This is a genomic window from Aquitalea sp. LB_tupeE, assembly GCF_013391415.1.
GTDB lineage: Bacteria > Pseudomonadota > Gammaproteobacteria > Burkholderiales > Chromobacteriaceae > Aquitalea.
The window spans coordinates 223,354-241,505 of sequence record NZ_JACAXB010000013.1; the positions used below are offsets into that span (position 1 = coordinate 223,354).

An 18,152-nucleotide genomic window follows, 5' to 3' on the forward strand; every position below is an offset into this window, starting at 1 on the left:
GGTTCCTCCGGCAAGTATCTCGACATGACGCAGCAAATTCCGGTCAGCGGCACTCAGTCGCTCAATACCCGATGGAACACCTCCAGCACGCGGTCGATATCGCTGCGGCTGGTTTGCCAGTGCGTTACCAGCCGCATACGACCAGCCTCGGGGGGATTGACCTTGATGCCGGCTGCGGTCAAAGCGGCCATCAGTTCGCTGACATCAATATCGGCCAGAAAACGGAACCACACCATATTGATGTGAACATCGTCCAGCTCGACGTCAATGCAGGGCATGCCATGCAGCTGCTCCGCCAGATAACGGGCATTGGCATGGTCCTCGTTCAGGCGCTGTGTCATCTCGGTGAGTGCCAGAATACCCGGTGCCGCCAGCACGCCAGCCTGGCGCCAGCCACCACCCAGCAGCTTGCGCTTGTAACGGGCGCGGGCAATGAAGTCGGCCGAACCGGCCAGGATGGAACCCACCGGCGCGGCCAGGCCCTTGGACAGACAGCACATCACACTATCGGCATGGCGGGTGATGTCCTGCACATCACAGCCCAGATGGGCAGCGGCATTGAACACGCGCGCACCATCCAGATGCACCGGCACGCCGTGACGGCGGGCGATATCAGCGGTGCGCTGCATGATGTCCAGCGGTATCACCCGTCCATTGCTGTGAGCGTTTTCCAGACAGATCAGCCCGGTTTGCGGCCAGTGGACATCCTGCCCCACCCGGATACGCGCTTCGATTTCGTCCGGGTCCATCACCCCCTTGTCACCGGCAATGGTGCGCAATTGCACCCCGGCAATCACCGCCGCGCCGCCGGTTTCGTGCCACACGATATGGCAGTCGTCACCCAGAATCACCTCGTTGCCGCGCTGGCAGTGGGTGAAGATGGCCAGCTGATTGCCAAAGTTGCCGGTGGGCACAAACAAGGCGGCTTCCTTGCCCAGCAAGCGGGCGGCCAGGGTTTCCAGTTCGGCCACGGTCGGGTCGTCACCATAGACATCGTCCCCCACCACGGCATGGGCCATGGCATGACGCATGGCTTGGGTGGGTTGGGTGACGGTATCGCTGCGCATATCAATCCACTGCATGCTGTGCTCCTGCAAATGAAAGCGGCGGCCACATGGGCCGCCGTGTAGGGAAATGCCAGATCAGGCCTTGCCTGATTGTGCCAGCAAACTGCTTGCCGGGGGTGATACACAAATTGTCGGCGTCACTCCATCAGGCTATTCGATAGGCCTGCTTCAATGCACTCACCCGCCGCTGTGCTGCCTGCATGGCGGTGTGGGTCATCGAGATGTCGCTGCCGCACTGGCAGCGCAGGCTGTGGTCGGGGGAGAGGGATTTCAGATGATGGCGGTTTTCATGACCGCATTCCACGCAGGCAATCACCACGGTGGCGTTGTAGTGCTTGTCCAGATCGATATCGAAACTCGGGTGCTTCATGGAGAACTCCCTTGAGATCACTCAGGCCGGCCCGGATCAGAGGAATGCCGACATGCATTCGTGACGGACCTATGCAGAAGGATAGGCAAGCTGGCGGAAAGTTCCAGTAAATCAGTTGCTTGCTTTTTTCCGGGCAAAGACTGGTCAGCCCCGGCGCTCTTGGTTATGCTTGGCCGTTTTTGGTTCCGGATATACAGCAGATGTCGCACGATGCAGATCTTGACCGCCGCTTTGGCGGTATTGGCCGCCTGTATGGCCCCGATGCACTCAGCCGCTTTCAGGCAGCCCATGTCTGTGTGGTGGGGGTGGGTGGCGTGGGTTCCTGGGCGGTGGAAGCGCTGGCCCGCAGCGCAATCGGCCGCCTGACGCTGATTGATCTGGACAATATTGCCGAATCCAACACCAACCGCCAGCTGCCAGCACTGGACCCGCACTACGGCATGGCCAAGGTGACGGCACTGGCCGAGCGGGTGCGCGCCATCAACCCGGCCTGCGTGGTGCAGGAAATCGAGGATTTCGTTACCGAAGACAATCTGGACGCCATGCTGGGCCAGGGCTTCGACTTCATCATCGATTGCATCGACAACCTGCGCGTCAAGACTGCCATGGCCGCCTGGTGCGTGCGCCGTCGCCAGCCGTTTATCGTGTCCGGCGGTGCCGGTGGCCAAATGGACCCCACCCTGATCAAGCTGGCTGATCTGGGTGAAGTGACGTACGACCCGCTGTTGTCCAAGCTGCGCTACAACCTGCGCCGTTATCACGGTTTCCCGCGCGATGCAGGCAAGAAGCTGCACGTTCCTTGCGTGTTCTCTACCGAACAGCTGGTTTATCCCGACACGCAAAGCTGCGCTGCCGACAGCGCCCGTGGCCCGCAAGGACTGTCCTGTGCCGGCTTTGGTGCCAGCATGGTGGTGACTGCCAGCTTCGGCTTGGTGGCGGTTTCCCATGCGCTCAAGCAACTGGCCAAGCCGCCCAAAAAGCGCTGAAGCGCGCCGACTCAAATATGCAAAAAGGCCTCCATCTGGAGGCCTTTTTTGCGTCAGCAAGACCGATCAGTTGGCGATCAGCTTTTCCACCTTGGCAGCGCGTTCGCCCGGTGCCGGATGGCTGGCCAGCATGCTGCTGTCGTTGCCGTACAGCTCGGCCAGCTTGCGCAGGGCCGACGGTGCGCCTTGCACATTGTAGTTGTGACGCTTGAGAAAGCCCACGCCGTAAGCATCGGCATCGCTTTCCTGAGACTGGGAGAACTGGGCGTTGACGATGGCTTCGGCAAAATTACCCAGATCGGACTCGCTCAGGGCCACGGCGGTGCTGTTGCCGCTGCTGCCGGCAGCCTTGCGTGCTGCGGAGGCAGAGTAAGCCAGTTGCATGGCTTTCTTGGTATGGCCCAGTTTCACGTGGCCGATTTCATGGCCGATGACGAAACGCACCTGGTCGTCATCCATCTTGTCCAGCAGGCCGCTGTACACGCGTACCGTGCCATCGGCCATGGCGAAGGCGTTGACGTCCTTGGTCTGGTAAACCTTGAAGTTGAGCTTGGTGCCGTCTTCGCTGTCCAGACCCTTGACGATCTTGGCCAGGCGTTTGCCATAAGCGCTGGAAGGCGGAGCAACCTTGTTCTTTTTGTCCATGACGACGCTGGATTCCGCCGCCAGGTTCTTCACGTCTGCATCGCTGAGCGTGGCAGCCTTGAGCAGGTCGCTACCGGAGCTGATCATGCCGTTGAGGTCGAAAGCCTGGGCGGTGCCAGACAGGGACAGTGCAAAAACGAGAGCAAGGGGCAATTTTTTCATATCAAAATTCCTTTTTTAGAAGCGCCATTATGCTAACGTAATTTAGCAAAAATTAACATACAGCTTGGCTCGGTAGCTTACGCGCAAGAAAAAGCCCCGCTCATCATCAGCGGGGCCGGGTACCGGGCAAGGACTGCATCAGGCCAACAGGCAGGAACTCTGGCTCTGCGCGCTGATACGGCGCAGCTGGATGGTTTCCTTGCTGCAACGGTCAGCAGCCTGCGGGCAGCGGGTGCGGAACACGCAGCCGGACGGCGGGTTGATCGGGCTGGGCAGATCGCCTTGCAGAATCTGGATCACCTTGCCCTTTTCCTGCTTCGGGTCCGGGATGGGAATGGCCGACAGCAAGGCGCGGGTGTAAGGGTGGGCAGGCGCATCGTACAAGGCATGTTTTTGCGCCAGCTCCATCTCGCGGCCCAGATACATCACCAGGATGCGGTCGGAGATATGTTTCACCACTGCCAGGTCGTGGGCGATGAAGATCAGCGCCAGCCCCATCTCGCGTTGTAGCTCTTTGAGCAGGTTGATGATCTGCGCCTGGATAGACACGTCCAGCGCCGACACCGGCTCGTCGCAGATGATCAGCTTGGGTTCCAGAATCAGCGCGCGGGCAATGCCGATGCGCTGGCACTGGCCGCCGGAGAACTCGTGCGGATAGCGGTTGATCATCTGCTCGCGCAGGCCCACCTTGCGCATCATGCTGCGCACGCGCTGCATGATGTCCTCGGCGGACAGCTCCGGCTTGTGCACGCGCAGTGGTTCGCCAATGATCTGGGCGATGGTCATGCGCGGGTTGAGCGAGGCCAGCGGATCCTGGAAGATCATCTGGATATCCTTGCGCACCGCATGCCAGTCCTTGTCGGTGCCGCGCGTCAGGTCCTTGCCCATCCACACGATTTCACCGGCAGTCGCCGGAATCAGATTGAGAATGGCGCGCGACAGCGTGGACTTGCCACAGCCGGACTCGCCCACTACGCCCAGGGTTTCACCGGCATACAGATCAAAACTGACCCCGTCCACCGCCTTGAGCGTGCGCTTGGCGCTCCACGGCCAGCGGCCGTCGCCCTTCACCTGAAAATGCACTTTGACATCACGCACCGACAGAATCGGTTGTTTGGCTTGTTCAGACATGCGCCACCTCCTGTGCGGCCAGCTGCAATTCGGCTACCGGCTTGTGACAGGCGCGCAGCACCTGTGGATTGGCACTGCTGGCGGCCAGCGCCGGTAGTTCGTCGGCGCAGCGGCTGCTGGCATGGGTGCAACGCTCGGAGAACGGGCAGCCCTTGGGCATGTGCGCCATATTGGGCGGATTACCCGGAATGCTCACTAGCTCGCTGCCGTCGTGGTCCAGCCGCGGCAAGGCGCCCAGCAGGCCGATAGTGTAGGGATGGCTGGGCTGATAGAAGATGTTGTCCGCCGTGCCGTATTCCATGACGCGGCCGCCATACATCACCATCACTTTTTCGCACAGTCCGGCCACCACACCCAGGTCGTGGGTGATCATCACGATGGAGGTGCCGAAATCACGCTGCAGGTCTTTGAGCAGGGTGAGGATCTGCGCCTGTACCGTCACGTCCAGCGCGGTGGTGGGTTCGTCGGCAATCAGCACTTCCGGCTCGCACAGCAGGGCCATGGCAATCATCACCCGCTGGCGCATGCCGCCGGAAAACTCATGCGGGTACATATTGATGCGACGGGCAGCCTCGGGAATGCGCACTGCGTCCAGCAGTTCGATGGCACGTTTTCTGGCATCGCGGCGGCTGATGCCCTTGTGCAGCTCCAGCACCTCGGTCATCTGGCGCTCTACCGTCAGATAGGGGTTGAGCGAGGTCATCGGGTCCTGGAAGATCATTGCCAGACGGTCGCCGCGAATGCGGTTGAGCTCGGCCGGGCTCATGGCCAGCAGATTCTGGCCCTGGTACAGCGCCTCACCGGTGGTTTTGCCGTTACGCGCCAGCAGACCCATCATGGCCAGCACGGTCTGGCTCTTGCCAGAGCCGGATTCGCCGACGATGCCCAGGGTCTGGCCCTTTTCCAGCTCGAAGCTGACGCCGTTGACGGCGCTGACCACGCCGTCGTTGGTCTGGAACTGTACGCCCAGATTACTTACTTTCAATAGACTCATCTGTTGCTACCTCAACGATCTTTCGGATCGAGCGCATCGCGCAGGCCGTCGCCGATATAGTTGGCGCAGTACAGGGTGACCGACAGCATGCCGGCCGGGAACAGCAGAATCCACGGGCTGGCATCCATAACCCCGGCCCCGTCCTGAATCAGCACACCCCAGCTGGTCATCGGCTCCTGCACCCCCAGGCCCAGGAAAGACAGCACCGACTCGGTCAGGATCACGCCCGGCACGGTGACGGTAGTGTAGATCACCACGATGCCCAGCAGATTGGGCACGATGTGGCGGAAGATGATCTTGGGAGTGGATACGCCAATGGCGTGGGCGGCCTCGACATATTCCTTGGACTTGATCGCCAGTGTCTGGCCACGCACCACCCGCGCCATGTCCATCCAGGAGAACACGGTAATGGTGAGCACCACCAGATAGAAGTCGCGGCCCAGCAGGGTCACCATCAGGATGGCAATCAGCAGGTAGGGCACGGCGTACATCATGTCGACAATACGCATCATCAGCGCATCCACCTTGCCGCCCATGAAACCGGCAGTTGCACCCCAGACAATGCCCAGTGCCACCGAGGCAATGGTGGCCAGCGCGCCCACCATCAGCGAAATGCGTCCGCCAATCAGGCAGCGCACCAGCAGGTCACGCCCCAGCGCATCGGTACCGAACCAGTGGGTATTCACCAGCGTCGGGGCGATGCCCATCGCATCCCAGTCGGTGTCTTCATAAGTGTGCGGCAGCACCATCGGCCCGAACACACAGGCCAGGGTGATGAAGGCCAGCACGATCAGGCTGATGACCGCCGCCTTGTTGCGGAAAAAGCGCAGGCGCGCGTCGCGCCACAGGCTGCGGCCTTCTACGGCGGCATCGGAGAGGCCATTGTCCAGCGCAGCCGTCATGGCTTTCTGTTTGCTTTGCATCATGATTTTTGCTCCCGCTCAGTAGCGAATCTTCGGGTCCAGCAGCGCATAGGCCAGATCCACGAGCAGGTTGAGAACAACGGTAATCACCGTCACCAGCACCACCAGGCCCAGCACCAGCGTGTAGTCGCGGTTGGCGGCACCATTGACGATGAGCTTGCCAAGGCCGGGCAGGCCGAACACGGTTTCGGTCACTACCGCAGCGGTGATGGAGGAAATGGCAAGCGGGCCGATGACCGACACCACCGGCATCAAGGCCGGCTTGAGCGCATGGCGCAGCACGATGGTGCGCATGGGCAAGCCCTTGGCGCGGGCGGTACGAATGAAGTTGCTGCCCAGCACCTCGATCATGCTGCCGCGCATCACGCGGCCGATGGTGGAGATGTTGATGAACACCAGCAAGGCCATCGGCAGCACCATGTAGCGCAGCGAGAAATCATCCCAGCCGCCAGCGGGCAGCCATTCCAGGCCGATGGCAAACACCATCACCAGCACCGGGCCCAGCACGAAGGACGGAAAAGCACCGCCGATATTGCCCAGCAGCATTACCAGATAGTCGATGATGCTGTTCTGGCGCAGCGCGGCCACAATGCCCAGCGCCACACCGATGAACAGGGAAATCACGATGGCACCACCGCCGATAGCGGCCGACACCGGCAGAGCCTTGCCCACCAGGTCGTTCACGCTCCAGTCGGCATAGCGGAAGGATGCACCCAGATCGCCCTGCAACAGGCTCTTGATGTAATACAGGTATTGCTGCCACAAGGGCAGGTCGAGATGGTATTTGGCCTGCAGATTGGCCAGCACGGCGGCAGACACCTTGCGTTCCCCGTCAAACGGGCCGCCCGGGGTCAGGTGCAACAGCAGATAGCAAACGGTAATGACGGCCAGCAGTGTGGGAATGGTCGCCAGCACGCGTCGGAAAGTATAGGACCACATGGGGATACTCCAGCCGGGGTCGTCCGCCAGCGCAGTGCACGTCTTGTGAACGTGCCCGCAGGGCGAGGTGCTCCGGCATGATGCGCTACATCACAAGCCGGATGTCCGTCTGGCGGACATCCGGCCTCTGTTCAACCGGGGGCTGCAGCCCCCTCCTCTTGCATCACTCAGTCAAGCGCAAGGCTTAGTGCTGGATGATGTAGAGGTCCTTGCCGCGGTAGCGGTCCATCGGGTTCTTGCCATAGCCACCCACATAGGACTTCACCAGACGCGGTGCGGTGTATTGCAACAGCGGGATCATCGGATAGTCATCCATGATCATCTTCACCGCCTGGGTGAACAGTTGCTTGCGCTTAGCCTGATCGGTGGTGTCGCTACCTTGCTTGATCAGTGCTTCGGCCTTGGCATTGCAGTTCTTGTTGTCGTTCTGGTCGTTGTCACACTGTACCAGCGCGAGGAAGGTGGTGGCGTCGTTGTAGTCGGCGTTCCAGCCATTACGGGCGATCTGGTAATCGGCATCGTGACGCTTCTTCAGCAGTACCTTGAACTCCAGGCTTTCCAGCTCGGTGTTCAGGCCCAGCTTGGACTTCCATTCGGCAGCGGCAAAGATGGCCATCTTCTTGTGGTAGTCACTGGTGTTGTAGACAAACTTCAGCTTGGTGCCAGGCTGTACACCGGCCTGGGCCAGCAGCTTCTTGGCCTCTTCCACACGTTTGGCCATCGGCCATTTTGCCCAGTCATAGCTGGTGACATCGGCACCGGCAGTACCGGTAACGATAACGCTATAGGCCGGAGACTGGCCGTCGGCAGTCACTTTCTTGGCCAGGATGTCACGGTCGATCACCATGGACAGTGCCTTGCGCACGCGCACGTCTTTGAGCAGCGGGTCCTTGTTGTTCAGCGAGTAGTAACGCAGGCCCAGGAAAGGCGCATTGCGGATTTCCTTCGGATACTGGGTCTTGTACTTGTCATAGGTGCCGGACGGCAGTTCCAGTACCCAGTCGTTTTCGCCGGATTCATACAGCTTCACGTCAGCGTTGTGGTCTTCGATCGGCAGATAGGTAATCTTGCCCAGCTGCACGTTCTTCACGTCCCAGTACTGGGCGTTCTTTTCCACTACCACCTTGCTGTTGACCTGCCAGTCCTTCAGCGCAAACGCGCCGTTGGAAATCATCTTGCCCGGCTTGGTCCAGTCCTTGCCGAACTTGTCGATGGTGGCCTTGGGCAGCGGAGCCAGCTGGGTATTGGCGACCAGCGACGGCATGAACGGTACCGGGTACGGGGTTTGTACTTCCAGCGTGTACTTGTCCACGGCCTTCACGCCCAGGGCAGAAGCGGGCTTCTTGCCTTCGGTGATTTCCTTGCCGTTCAGGATGAAGATGCCATAGGTAGAGGCATAGGGAGATGCAGTCTTGGGCTCGACAAAACGCTGCCAGCCATAAACAAAATCGCTCGCGGTCACAGCGGAACCATCCGACCACTTGGCATTCTTGCGCAGCTTGAATACCCAGGTGTTGGGGCTGGTCTGTTTCCAGGACTCGGCTACACCCGGCACGACCTTGCCAAAGCTGTCGGTGGCGGTGAGGCCTTCAAACAGGTCGGCGGTAATGGTGTTGGCCGGTACCGATTCGGCCAGCACCGGGTCCAGCGACTCGGGCTCGGAACCGGTGTTACGGGTGAGTTCCTGCTTGGCAGCCAGTTTGACACCAGCCGGTACCTGCGCGGCCAGGGCCAGGCCGGAGCAAGCAGCCAGCGCCAGCGCCACTGCGGATGCGGTCATACGGAGCGATTTATTGTGATGCATTCGCCTATTCTCCTGTTCTGTAGAACCCCGCTTATTGCGGGTGTGTAATTGGCCCGGATTATGTCCGGCATTTTCCGTTTAACTGTCCGAAACGGACGGCAAATTATGCGCCAGCGGTTTTGCAATTCTCAAGCCTCACTAGAAACAATATGACAATCGTTTTGCAAAATCCGTGTCATTTCAACGACTAGGCCTTTTTTTTCAGCATTTTTGCGCAATATTTCAACAGCAACAGCAACAAAACCCACACCATCCATGAGCAATGGTATTGGCTGGTATTAATATCTTGCATGCATGGCTTATTTAAATGGCAGTCTGCCCGGCAGCACCCATTCAATATCCACGTTTTATACCTTCGGCATTAATGTGGCCGCCAATCCGCCTCATAGGGACGTGGGCAAAAAACATGGAAATATCCTGTAAAGCCAGGTGGTGCGCGACTGGCAAGGTGGCCATGACGGCAGATGCGCAAGCCCAGCGACTCGGACAAATTGTCTGACAGCCTGGCAGATCCAATAAAAAAAGCTCCCATGCGGGAGCTTTTTTACAACGGTCGGGCCAGGATGGAATCAGTCCAGCATGCGCCACTGAATGGCTTCGCCCGCGCGCAACGGCACCAGCACATCATCGCCATAGGCCAGTTCCGCCGGCACGGTCCAGCTTTCCTTCACCAGGGTAATGGTGTCGGCATTGGGGGCCAGGCCGTAGAAAGCCGGGCCGTTCAGGCTGGCAAAGGCTTCCAGCTTGTCCAGCGCACCGGCCGCTTCAAACGCTTCGGCATACAGTTCGATAGCCGCATTGGCGGTATACATGCCGGCACAGCCACAAGCAGCTTCCTTGGCGTGACGGGCATGCGGTGCGCTGTCGGTGCCGAGGAAGAACTTGGCCGAACCGGAGGTGGCGGCGGCGACCAGCGCCTGGCGGTGCAATTCGCGCTTCAGCACCGGCAAACAGTAATGATGCGGACGGATGCCACCAACAAAGATGGCGTTGCGGTTCATCAGCAGGTGATGCGCGGTGATGGTGGCGGCAATATTGTCCGGCGCGCTGGCCACATATTCGGCGGCATCCTTGGTGGTGATGTGTTCGAACACCACGCGCAGCGACGGCAGGCGGGCCAAGAGCGGCTGGAATACCTGTTCGATGAACACCGCTTCGCGGTCGAAGATGTCGATGGCGGAGTCCGTCACTTCACCATGTACCAGCAGCGGCATGCCGCATTCGGCCATGGCTTCCAGCGCGGGCATGGCTTTATCAATGCTGCTGACGCCAAAGTCGGAATTGGTGGTGGCACCGGCCGGATACAGCTTGATGCCATGCACGAAACCACTGGCGCGCGCCTTGCGTACTTCTTCGGCACTGGTGTTGTCGGTGAGGTAAAGCGTCATCAGCGGTTCTAAGCGGCTGCCGGCCGGCAATGCGGCCAGAATACGCTCGCGATAGGCGGCGGCAGCTTCCACCGTGGTCACCGGGGGTTTCAGGTTCGGCATGATGATGGCACGGCCCATCTGGCGGGCAGTGTCGGGCAGTACGGCAGCCAGGGCTGCGCCATCGCGCAGGTGCAGGTGCCAGTCGTCGGGGCGGATCAGGGTCAGTGTCGTCATGCGCTCGGGCTCTATGTCGGGTCTATGTCTGGGCTGGCAGTATCGGTTGCGATCAGGCTTACTTGCGACGCAGCACCATGCGGAACTTCCCTTCCGCCGTGGTGGTGGACTCCAGCAAGGCATTGCCGGTCTGGCGGCAAAAAGCCTCGAAATCCTTGGGGGCACCGGCATCGGTGGCAATCACTTCCAGCACGCTGCCGCTTGCCATGTCGGCCAGCGCCTTCTTGGCGCGCAGGATGGGCAAGGGACAGTTGAGGCCGGACAGGTCAATCAGGCGGTCGGGAGTCATGGGGCGTGTCGCTCAGTCTTTACGTTACAATGCACAGGTGAAGGCAGTATTCTACCGGCTATCTATCCGAGTAGTTTACGCCACCCGTCAAGCCCTTCCCAAATCGGAATGCCCGCCATGTGCGTGATTGCTTTTGCCTACAAGATGCCCGGTCTGGGCCAGTTGGTTTTGCTGGCCAACCGCGACGAATACTATGCCCGCCCGGCCGCAGCGCTGGACTGGTGGGAAGGCCATACCGACACCCTGGGCGGGCGCGACCTGCAAGCCGGCGGCAGCTGGCTGATGGTGGATGGCCGTGGCCGCTTTGCCGCGCTGACCAACTTCCGCGAAGGCTATGGCAAGAGCGGGGAACGCTCGCGCGGCGAGCTGGTCCAGCGCTTTGTCACTGGTGATGACGACCCCTTTGCCTTTGCCGACTGGCTGCGCGACAACCACCAGCACTATGCCCCGTTCAACCTGCTGTACGGCAAGGTGGACGACCTGTTCCACTTTCACAGCCGTGGCGCGCGCATTGCCCGGGTGACACCCGGCATCCACACCCTGTCCAATGCCACGCTGGACACCCCGTGGTTCAAGAGCGAACGGCTGGCCGAACACTTGCGCGGCCTGCGCCGTCCGCCCGGCGAGGATGAAGCCTTTGGCTGGCTGGCCGACGCCACCTCCGCCGGGCCGGGCCAACTGCCCAACACCGGGGTGGGGCTGGCGCTGGAAAAGGTCTTGTCACCGGTTTTCATTCAGGGCCGCGACTACGGCACCCGCGCATCGATGCTGCTCAACGTATCGGCCCGTGGTGATGTAAGCTTGTCCGAACTTTCCTGGGGGCTGGCCGGCCGTGAAGCCGGTCGCCGCCGTTATACCATCCGGCCGGGGCAAATCCAGCACCCGGCCAAGCCTTGAGCAGGAGATGTGCGTGAATCTGTCCCGATTTGGTCTGGCCCTGGCCGGACTGCTGCTGGCCCTGGCTGCCCAGGCCAGCGAATACAACAAGGGCTTCAACAACACCAACTACGCGCTGGAAGACCTAAAGCCCTGGGAAGAAGGCAAATACAGCATCCCGGCTTATCCTGCGGCACCTGACTGGATTGGTTTTTATGTCGGCCCGGAAGTGGCCAACAAATACTTTGCCGACAGCAAAAGCATGACTGTGGGTGAAGATGGTGTGGTACGACTGATCTTGCGCGTGCAAAGCCCGGCCGGTGCCGAAAACCTCAGTGTGGAAGGCATTCAGTGCAGCGCCAACACCTACCGCAGCTACGCTTTTGGCGACAGCATCAACAAACGCTGGATTGAATCCATGCGCGAGGAATGGCGCAAGATTGAATACGATGACAAGGCCCGCCGTGCCCTGCGCGAGGACCTGTGTGTAGACAAGACCGCGCCGAAATCCGCCGAACAGGCGGTCAAGCTGCTGCGTGCCGCCCCCTGGCGCTGACAGCGGCGTTACGCACCGCAGGGTAATAGCCGACATTCCTGACGGTTGTTGCCCTGCTTGCACCAGCGCGGTGCATTCGCCATGACAAACAAGTGAATTTGGGTTATCAATAGGGCTTTACCCATTCTTTGGCCGTATTGTGTCTTCACCTGCTCCCTCCCCGCGCAGCGCCCTGGCGCTGGCCCAGTTCAAGATCCTGCTTTCCGCCCTCGGTTTTGGCAGCATGGCCATTCTGGCGCGCTTTGCCTATGCCGATGGCGTGTCCACCCCCAGCCTGCTGTTCCTGCGTTTTTTCCTGGCTGGCGTGCTGCTATTGCCCTGGGTACTGTGGAAAAAACTGCCGTGGCCACGCGGACGGGCGCTGCTGGTGCTGATCGCCATGGGCAGCATGGGCTATGCCGGCATGGCCGCCTGTTATTTTTCCGGCTTGCACTATGCCAGCGCCGGCACCATCGCCCTGCTGCTCTACCTGTTTCCCGCCATCGTGCTGGTGCTGTCCACCTTGCTGCTGGGCGAGCGCTTTACTGCACGACGCCTGCTGGCACTGGCGTTGGCGCTGGGTGGACTGGTCATCACCATAGGGCTGGAACTGAGTGCGCAGCCCCTGGGACTGCTGCTGGGCCTGGTCTCGGCCATCATTTATTCGCTGTACATCCTGGCGGGCAGCCGCTACACCAGCGAGTGTGACCCGCTGAGTTCCGCCTGCGTGGTGGTGTTTTCCGCTGCCAGCTGCTACGGGCTATATCTGGCCAGTACCGGTTTTCATGGCCCGGCCAGCCTGCACGGCTGGCTGTCGGTATTGGGCATTGCTTGCTTGGGCACAGTAGCCGCACTGGCACTGTTTCTGTCCGGACTGGCCAAAACCGGAGCCACCCAGGCCTCGCTGATCTCCACTGCCGAACCAGTCGTCACCATCCTGCTGGCCTGGCTGCTGCTGGGTGAACCGCTGGGCTGGAGCCAGGCGCTGGGAGGCGGGCTGATTCTGGCTGCAGTGGTGTTGATCAGCCGCGAAGCACGGCCGGAGCAGGTGCAACTGACCGAGCTGCATGACTAAAACCGGATGATACAAAGGGAACATCAATGAAATACGGTCTGACCGGCCTGCTGTTGGCAGGACTATGTAGCAATATGGTGCTGGCCGCTGACGAGCATTGCCAGAATGCCATGACGCAGACCGACATGAATGTGTGTGCAGCCAAGCTGCATGATCTGGCTGATACACAGCTGAACAGCCTCTACAAGCAGTACCGCCAGCGCTTGGCTGCCGACGACCAGCAACGACTGACTGTTGCCCAGCGTGCCTGGATAGGCTACCGCGATGCCGCTTGCCGCTTTGAAACCGCCCAGGTCAGTGGTGGCAGCATCTTCCCGACCATCTGGTTGCAGTGCCTGACTGGCAAGACGGAGACACGCATCAAGGAGCTGCAAAAACTGCTGCAATGCAAGGAAGGCGATCTGGACTGCCCTTCACTTCAATAAAACACTACAAGCCATGCCGGAGCATGCAAGTGGCTCAAGACCCGGCCTGCCAATGCCCGCTCTTGCCACCTTCTTTTTCCAGCAGCTGCACGGCGTTAATCACCATGCCACGGTCCACCGCCTTGCACATATCGTAAATGGTGAGGAGGCCGACGCTGGCTGCGGTAAGGGCTTCCATTTCCACCCCGGTCTGGCCGCTGCACTCGGCAGTCACGGTAATACCGACACTGCTGGCGGCTTCGTCCAGCGCAAATTCGACAGCCACGCGGGTGAGTGCAATGGGGTGACACAGCGGGATCAGGTCGGCAGTGCGTTTGGAAGCCATGATGGCGGCGATGCGGGCAATGCCCAGCACGTCGCCTTTTTTATGATGGCCATCGCGAATCAAGGCCAGGGTGGCGGGCAGCATGCGGATACTGCCGTGTGCCACCGCACGGCGGCGCGTGACCTCTTTGTCACCCACGTCCACCATGTGGGCCTGGCCACTGGCGTCGAAATGAGTCAGTCCGGGCATGAAAACCTCCAGCAAGCGGCAGCGCTGACTGCCATCTGATTTGAATGGCTGGCAGTGTGCGGCTAACGGATCAATTTGCCAATCAGCCAGAAGAGGGAGAGCAGCAAGCCCACGCCGCCCGTCCATTTGCACAGCCGCAGGCAACGCCTCAGGTAGCGCGGATTACGGGTGAGCGCATAGCTGATGGACGCCCAGCCGAAGGCCAGGATGATGACAATCGCCCACAAGCGCCACCACAGCAGCATGCTTACACCACCTCGGGCAGGCGATGGAAGCTGGAGGGTGCATCCAGCGGGTCGACAAAGCTGGCGTATTCCCAGGCATCCGGGGTTTCCAGCAGTTTGCGCAGCAGCTTGTTGTTCATCGCATGGCCGGATTTATGGCCGGAGAAGGCGGCAATCAGCGGGTGGCCGACAATATAGAGGTCGCCGATGGCGTCCAGAATCTTGTGACGCACGAATTCATCGGGGAAGCGCAGGCCTTCCGGATTGAGCACGTATTCATCATCAATCACGATGGCGTTATCCAGGCTGCCGCCCAAGCCCAGTCCATGCTGGCGCATGTATTCCACTTCATGCATGAAGCCGAAGGTGCGGGCACGGCTGATTTCATCCAGATAAGAGCTGCTGGCAAAGTCGATTTCGACTTTTTGCGGTGCCAGATTGAAAGCCGGGTGATTGAATTCGATGGACAGGGTGATCTTGAAGCCGTCCATCGGGTCCAACCTGACCCATTTGTCGCCTTCGACGATTTCCACCGGCTGTTTCACCCGGATGAAGCGTTTGGGCACGGACTGCTCGACCACACCAGCACTTTGCAGCAGGTAAATGAAGGGGGCGGCGGAGCCATCCATGATGGGGATTTCCGCCGCCGTCACCTCGACTACAAGGTTGTCGATGCCAAAGCCGGCAAAGGCTGACATCAAATGCTCGATCGTGCCGACACGCACGCCGGTGTCTGTCACCAGCGTGGAGGAGAGGCGCGTGTCGTTGACGAGCGCAGGCTCGACTTTCACATCCACCGGCTCGGGCAAGTCGGTTCGGCGAAAGACGATGCCGGTGTCGGGCGCTGCCGGCAGCAGGGTGAGTTTCACCCGCTCGCCAGAATGCAAGCCGACACCTGTGGCGCTGATCGCTTGTTTTAGCGTGCGCTGGAATATCATGTGAAGCTCTCAGGCAATCGGGAAAACCCGATTCTAGCACAGGCTGTCGCCATGCTTTATTGATTGCTCGTCACACGTTAATAGTATTTAACTATTTATCCTGGCAGACCTTTCTTAATCTGCCTGCTTGCGCAGGAAGGCCGGAATGTCATAGCTGTCGCTCACTTCCGGGTTGGAGAAGTCGGTGGACGGCGCAGCGCGGCGACGGCCCTGACGCATGATGGCCGGGGTATCGAAATCGTCGTAGTTGATGACTTCCACCGCACGGTCGTCGGTGCCGGTCTTGACGATCTTGATGTACTCCGGACGCTCTTCGCGTACCGGCTTTTGCTGGCCCAGGCCGGTGGCAATCAGGGTCACACGGATGGTGTCTTCCGGCATTTCTTCCACTTCGGCGGTACCGAACTTGATCTGTGCATCTTCGTCGGCGTACTGACGGATGATGCCCATGATTTCGCGGTATTCGCTCATCTTCAGGCAACCCGGTGCGGTGGAGATGTTCACCAGCACGCCCCGTGCGCCTTCCAGGGTGATGTTGTCCAGCAGCGGGCTGGCTACGGCCTGCTCGGCGGCCACGCGGGCACGGTCGATGCCGGAGGCGTAGGCAGAACCCATCATCGCCAGGCCCATTTCACCCATTACGGTGCGTACGTCGGCAAAGTCGACGTTGATCAGGCCGGGGCAAGTAATCACTTCGGCGATACCGGCTACCGCGCCCTTGAGCACATCGTCAGCAGCACGGAAGGCTTCACGCATGGTCACGTCGTCGCCCAGCACTTCCATCAGCTTTTCGTTGGGGATGACAATCAGCGAGTCAACATGCTTTTTCAGGTCTTCGATACCGCTCTGGGCCACTTTCAGGCGCTTGCCTTCGTGTTCGAACGGACGGGTGACCACGCCTACGGTGAGGATGCCCAGTTCCTTGGCCACTTCAGCCACCACCGGGGCAGCACCGGTACCGGTACCACCGCCCATGCCGGCAGTCACGAACACCATATTGGCGCCACGCAGGGCGTCGGCAATGCGTTCGCGATCTTCCAGTGCGGCGCTGCGGCCCACTTCCGGGTTGGCACCGGCGCCCAGACCACGGGTCAGGTTGTTGCCCAGTTGCAGTTTCTGCGGCGACTTGTTGCGCTGCAGTGATTGCGCATCGGTATTGGCGCAGATGAATTCAACGCCATGCACATGGCTGCTGATCATGTTGTCGATGGCATTGCAACCGCCGCCACCTACACCGATCACTTTGATCACAGCCGCGTTGGCGGTCTCTTGCATTACTTCAAAAACCATTCCGCTCATTTGCCTCTCCTCAAGTTTAAGATGAGCTTGCATTCCACTATTTACTGCTGCCCGAAAAACAAAAATCACAGCAGCGGCCACCCGGCCGCCGTTGCTTAGAAATTACCGGCGAACCAGGCCTTCATGCGGCCAAACAGCTGGCCCACACCCGCGCTTTCCACTTTGGGTCCGCTATGGGTCTGGATCTGGTCCTTGCCGTACAACAACAGGCCGACACCGGTCGAGAAACGTGGCGTCTTCACAACCTCGGCCAAGCCGCCTACATACTTGGGCACGCCCACGCGTACCGGCATGTGGAACACTTCTTCTGCCAGTTCCACCATGCCCGGCATCAGGCTGGCACCGCCGGTCAGCACGATGCCGGAGGATAGCAGGTCCTCGAAGCCGCTGCGGCGCAGTTCCTGCTGTACCAGCTGGAAGAGTTCTTCCACCCGCGGTTCCACCACTTCAGCCAGCGTGGCGCGCGACATCTGGCGCGGCCCGCGCTCGCCCACACCCGGTACTTCGATCATCTGGCCCGGATCGGCCATGCTCACCAGTGCCACGGCATGCTGGATCTTGATGTCTTCCGCTTCCTTGGTGGGGGTGCGCAGCGCCATGGCGATGTCGTTGGTGATCTGGTCACCGGCAATCGGAATCACCGCGGTATGGCGGATGGCACCATTGGCATACACGGCGATGTCGGTGGTACCGCCACCGATGTCGATCAGGCACACGCCCAGGTCTTTTTCGTCTTCCGACAGCACGGCAATGGCCGAGGCCATCGGTTGCAGCACCAGGTCGGACACTTCCAGACCGCAACGACGTACGCATTTGGTGACGTTTTGCGCCGCAGACACCGCACCGCTAACGATGTGTACCTTGGCTTCAAGTCGTACGCCGCTCATGCCCAGCGGCTCGCGCACGCCTTCCTGGCCGTCGATGCTGTATTCCTGGGTGAGGATGTGCAGCACCTGATGGTCCGGCGGGATGGTGACGGCGCGCGCGGTTTCGATCACGCGGTCGATGTCCATCTGGGTGACTTCACGGTCCTTGATGGCCACCATGCCGTGCGAATTGATGCTCTTGATGTGCGAACCGGCAATGCCGGCAAACACCTCGTGAATCTTGCAGTCAGCCATCAGTTCGGCCTCCTCCAGTGCACGCTGGATGGCCTGCACGGTGGATTCGATATTCACCACCATGCCGCGCTTCAGACCACGTGATGGGGTCTGGCCCATGCCGATGATGTTGAGCTGGCCGTCATCCAGGACCTCCGCGACAATCGCCACGATCTTGGACGTACCAATGTCCAGGCCGACCAGCATGTTCTTGCTTTCCTTAGGTTTGCTCACCTGTCGCTCCAGCTAGGT

Annotated in this window: 20 protein-coding genes; 5 read left to right on the top strand and 15 right to left on the bottom strand. The window is 60.2% G+C overall.

Annotated elements, in window-relative coordinates; all coding sequences use genetic code 11:
* Nucleotides 1-53: 53 nt before the first annotated feature.
* Nucleotides 54-1,082, bottom strand: a complete 1,029-nt coding sequence (gene ltaE / locus HWX34_RS06380) for a low-specificity L-threonine aldolase (RefSeq protein WP_178971461.1) — start codon at nt 1,080-1,082, stop codon at nt 54-56.
* A gap of 130 nt (nt 1,083-1,212) precedes the next feature.
* Nucleotides 1,213-1,437, bottom strand: coding sequence for a hypothetical protein (locus HWX34_RS06385; RefSeq protein ID WP_178971462.1), 225 nt, complete (start codon nt 1,435-1,437; stop codon nt 1,213-1,215).
* 200 nt (nt 1,438-1,637) lie between these two features.
* Between HWX34_RS06385 and HWX34_RS06390 the strand changes: the two genes are divergently transcribed.
* On the top strand, nt 1,638-2,423 hold the full coding sequence (locus tag HWX34_RS06390) for a ThiF family adenylyltransferase (protein WP_178971463.1): 786 nt from the start codon (nt 1,638-1,640) through the stop codon (nt 2,421-2,423).
* 66 nt (nt 2,424-2,489) lie between these two features.
* Here HWX34_RS06390 and HWX34_RS06395 read toward each other — a convergent pair whose 3' ends face one another.
* The 8 genes from HWX34_RS06395 to HWX34_RS06430 form a co-directional block, all read right to left on the bottom strand.
* The gene (locus HWX34_RS06395; RefSeq protein ID WP_178971464.1) at nt 2,490-3,230 is read right to left on the bottom strand and encodes a M48 family metallopeptidase; all 741 of its coding nucleotides are present in this window, start codon (nt 3,228-3,230) and stop codon (nt 2,490-2,492) included.
* A gap of 138 nt (nt 3,231-3,368) precedes the next feature.
* Nucleotides 3,369-4,361 (bottom strand): murein tripeptide/oligopeptide ABC transporter ATP binding protein OppF, encoded by a 993-nt coding sequence (gene oppF / locus HWX34_RS06400; protein WP_178971465.1) that lies wholly within the window; start codon nt 4,359-4,361, stop codon nt 3,369-3,371.
* Nucleotides 4,354-5,355, bottom strand: coding sequence for an oligopeptide/dipeptide ABC transporter ATP-binding protein (locus HWX34_RS06405; RefSeq protein WP_178971466.1), 1,002 nt, complete (start codon nt 5,353-5,355; stop codon nt 4,354-4,356). Before HWX34_RS06405 ends, oppF begins: the two co-directional genes overlap by 8 nt.
* Nucleotides 5,356-5,366: 11 nt before the next feature.
* Entirely contained in the window at nt 5,367-6,281 is a 915-nt protein-coding gene (locus HWX34_RS06410; RefSeq protein WP_178971467.1) for an ABC transporter permease subunit, read from the bottom strand.
* A 15-nt stretch (nt 6,282-6,296) separates the two neighbouring features.
* Entirely contained in the window at nt 6,297-7,217 is a 921-nt protein-coding gene (oppB, locus tag HWX34_RS06415) for an oligopeptide ABC transporter permease OppB (RefSeq protein ID WP_045846475.1), read from the bottom strand.
* A gap of 184 nt (nt 7,218-7,401) precedes the next feature.
* Nucleotides 7,402-9,021 carry a peptide ABC transporter substrate-binding protein gene (locus tag HWX34_RS06420; RefSeq protein ID WP_178971468.1) on the bottom strand — a complete coding sequence of 540 codons (1,620 nt, stop codon included), beginning with the start codon at nt 9,019-9,021 and terminating at the stop codon, nt 7,402-7,404.
* Between the two features lie 569 nt (nt 9,022-9,590).
* On the bottom strand, nt 9,591-10,625 hold the full coding sequence (gene pyrC / locus HWX34_RS06425; protein WP_178971469.1) for a dihydroorotase: 1,035 nt from the start codon (nt 10,623-10,625) through the stop codon (nt 9,591-9,593).
* A 58-nt stretch (nt 10,626-10,683) separates the two neighbouring features.
* Nucleotides 10,684-10,914, bottom strand: a complete 231-nt coding sequence (locus HWX34_RS06430) for a sulfurtransferase TusA family protein (protein ID WP_089082925.1) — start codon at nt 10,912-10,914, stop codon at nt 10,684-10,686.
* Between the two features lie 117 nt (nt 10,915-11,031).
* Here HWX34_RS06430 and HWX34_RS06435 point away from each other — a divergent pair, with 117 nt between their 5' ends.
* The 4 genes from HWX34_RS06435 to HWX34_RS06450 all read left to right on the top strand — a co-directional run bounded on the left by HWX34_RS06435 (nt 11,032) and on the right by HWX34_RS06450 (nt 13,825).
* Complete coding sequence (locus tag HWX34_RS06435) at nt 11,032-11,811, top strand: NRDE family protein (protein ID WP_178971470.1); 780 nt, start codon at nt 11,032-11,034, stop codon at nt 11,809-11,811.
* Nucleotides 11,812-11,824: 13 nt separating this feature from the next.
* On the top strand, nt 11,825-12,346 hold the full coding sequence (locus HWX34_RS06440; protein WP_178971471.1) for a CNP1-like family protein: 522 nt from the start codon (nt 11,825-11,827) through the stop codon (nt 12,344-12,346).
* 139 nt (nt 12,347-12,485) lie between these two features.
* On the top strand, nt 12,486-13,400 hold the full coding sequence (locus HWX34_RS06445) for a DMT family transporter (protein WP_370459678.1): 915 nt from the start codon (nt 12,486-12,488) through the stop codon (nt 13,398-13,400).
* Between the two features lie 26 nt (nt 13,401-13,426).
* Nucleotides 13,427-13,825, top strand: a complete 399-nt coding sequence (locus HWX34_RS06450; RefSeq protein ID WP_178971472.1) for a lysozyme inhibitor LprI family protein — start codon at nt 13,427-13,429, stop codon at nt 13,823-13,825.
* Nucleotides 13,826-13,859: 34 nt separating this feature from the next.
* Here the strand turns inward: HWX34_RS06450 and moaC are convergent, their stop codons facing one another.
* The 5 genes from moaC to ftsA form a co-directional block, all read right to left on the bottom strand.
* Nucleotides 13,860-14,339 (bottom strand): cyclic pyranopterin monophosphate synthase MoaC, encoded by a 480-nt coding sequence (gene moaC / locus HWX34_RS06455; RefSeq protein ID WP_178971473.1) that lies wholly within the window; start codon nt 14,337-14,339, stop codon nt 13,860-13,862.
* A 62-nt stretch (nt 14,340-14,401) separates the two neighbouring features.
* The gene (locus HWX34_RS06460; protein WP_255496592.1) at nt 14,402-14,584 is read right to left on the bottom strand and encodes a hypothetical protein; all 183 of its coding nucleotides are present in this window, start codon (nt 14,582-14,584) and stop codon (nt 14,402-14,404) included.
* 2 nt (nt 14,585-14,586) lie between these two features.
* On the bottom strand, nt 14,587-15,498 hold the full coding sequence (gene lpxC / locus HWX34_RS06465) for a UDP-3-O-acyl-N-acetylglucosamine deacetylase (RefSeq protein ID WP_178971559.1): 912 nt from the start codon (nt 15,496-15,498) through the stop codon (nt 14,587-14,589).
* A gap of 117 nt (nt 15,499-15,615) precedes the next feature.
* Nucleotides 15,616-16,800 (bottom strand): cell division protein FtsZ, encoded by a 1,185-nt coding sequence (ftsZ, locus tag HWX34_RS06470; RefSeq protein WP_045846485.1) that lies wholly within the window; start codon nt 16,798-16,800, stop codon nt 15,616-15,618.
* A 95-nt stretch (nt 16,801-16,895) separates the two neighbouring features.
* Nucleotides 16,896-18,107 carry a cell division protein FtsA gene (gene ftsA, locus HWX34_RS06475; protein WP_218645090.1) on the bottom strand — a complete coding sequence of 404 codons (1,212 nt, stop codon included), beginning with the start codon at nt 18,105-18,107 and terminating at the stop codon, nt 16,896-16,898.
* Nucleotides 18,108-18,152: the final 45 nt, after the last annotated feature.

Bases quoted from the DNA above. Each gene is read 5' to 3' on its own strand.
- HWX34_RS06395 (WP_178971464.1), bottom strand. From the start codon at position 3,230: ATGAAAAAATTGCCCCTTGCTCTCGTTTTTGCACTGTCCCTGTCTGGC.
- HWX34_RS06405 (WP_178971466.1), bottom strand. From the start codon at position 5,355: ATGAGTCTATTGAAAGTAAGTAATCTGGGCGTACAGTTCCAGACCAAC.
- oppB (WP_045846475.1), bottom strand. From the start codon at position 7,217: ATGTGGTCCTATACTTTCCGACGCGTGCTGGCGACCATTCCCACACTG.
- ftsA (WP_218645090.1), bottom strand. From the start codon at position 18,107: ATGCTGGTCGGCCTGGACATTGGTACGTCCAAGATCGTGGCGATTGTC.
- HWX34_RS06410 (WP_178971467.1), bottom strand. From the start codon at position 6,281: ATGATGCAAAGCAAACAGAAAGCCATGACGGCTGCGCTGGACAATGGC.
- HWX34_RS06390 (WP_178971463.1), top strand. From the start codon at position 1,638: ATGTCGCACGATGCAGATCTTGACCGCCGCTTTGGCGGTATTGGCCGC.
- pyrC (WP_178971469.1), bottom strand. From the start codon at position 10,625: ATGACGACACTGACCCTGATCCGCCCCGACGACTGGCACCTGCACCTG.
- HWX34_RS06385 (WP_178971462.1), bottom strand. From the start codon at position 1,437: ATGAAGCACCCGAGTTTCGATATCGATCTGGACAAGCACTACAACGCC.
- HWX34_RS06430 (WP_089082925.1), bottom strand. From the start codon at position 10,914: ATGACTCCCGACCGCCTGATTGACCTGTCCGGCCTCAACTGTCCCTTG.
- HWX34_RS06420 (WP_178971468.1), bottom strand. From the start codon at position 9,021: ATGCATCACAATAAATCGCTCCGTATGACCGCATCCGCAGTGGCGCTG.
- HWX34_RS06460 (WP_255496592.1), bottom strand. From the start codon at position 14,584: ATGCTGCTGTGGTGGCGCTTGTGGGCGATTGTCATCATCCTGGCCTTC.
- ftsZ (WP_045846485.1), bottom strand. From the start codon at position 16,800: ATGAGCGGAATGGTTTTTGAAGTAATGCAAGAGACCGCCAACGCGGCT.
- ltaE (WP_178971461.1), bottom strand. From the start codon at position 1,082: ATGCAGTGGATTGATATGCGCAGCGATACCGTCACCCAACCCACCCAA.
- oppF (WP_178971465.1), bottom strand. From the start codon at position 4,361: ATGTCTGAACAAGCCAAACAACCGATTCTGTCGGTGCGTGATGTCAAA.
- HWX34_RS06435 (WP_178971470.1), top strand. From the start codon at position 11,032: ATGTGCGTGATTGCTTTTGCCTACAAGATGCCCGGTCTGGGCCAGTTG.
- HWX34_RS06450 (WP_178971472.1), top strand. From the start codon at position 13,427: ATGAAATACGGTCTGACCGGCCTGCTGTTGGCAGGACTATGTAGCAAT.
- moaC (WP_178971473.1), bottom strand. From the start codon at position 14,339: ATGCCCGGACTGACTCATTTCGACGCCAGTGGCCAGGCCCACATGGTG.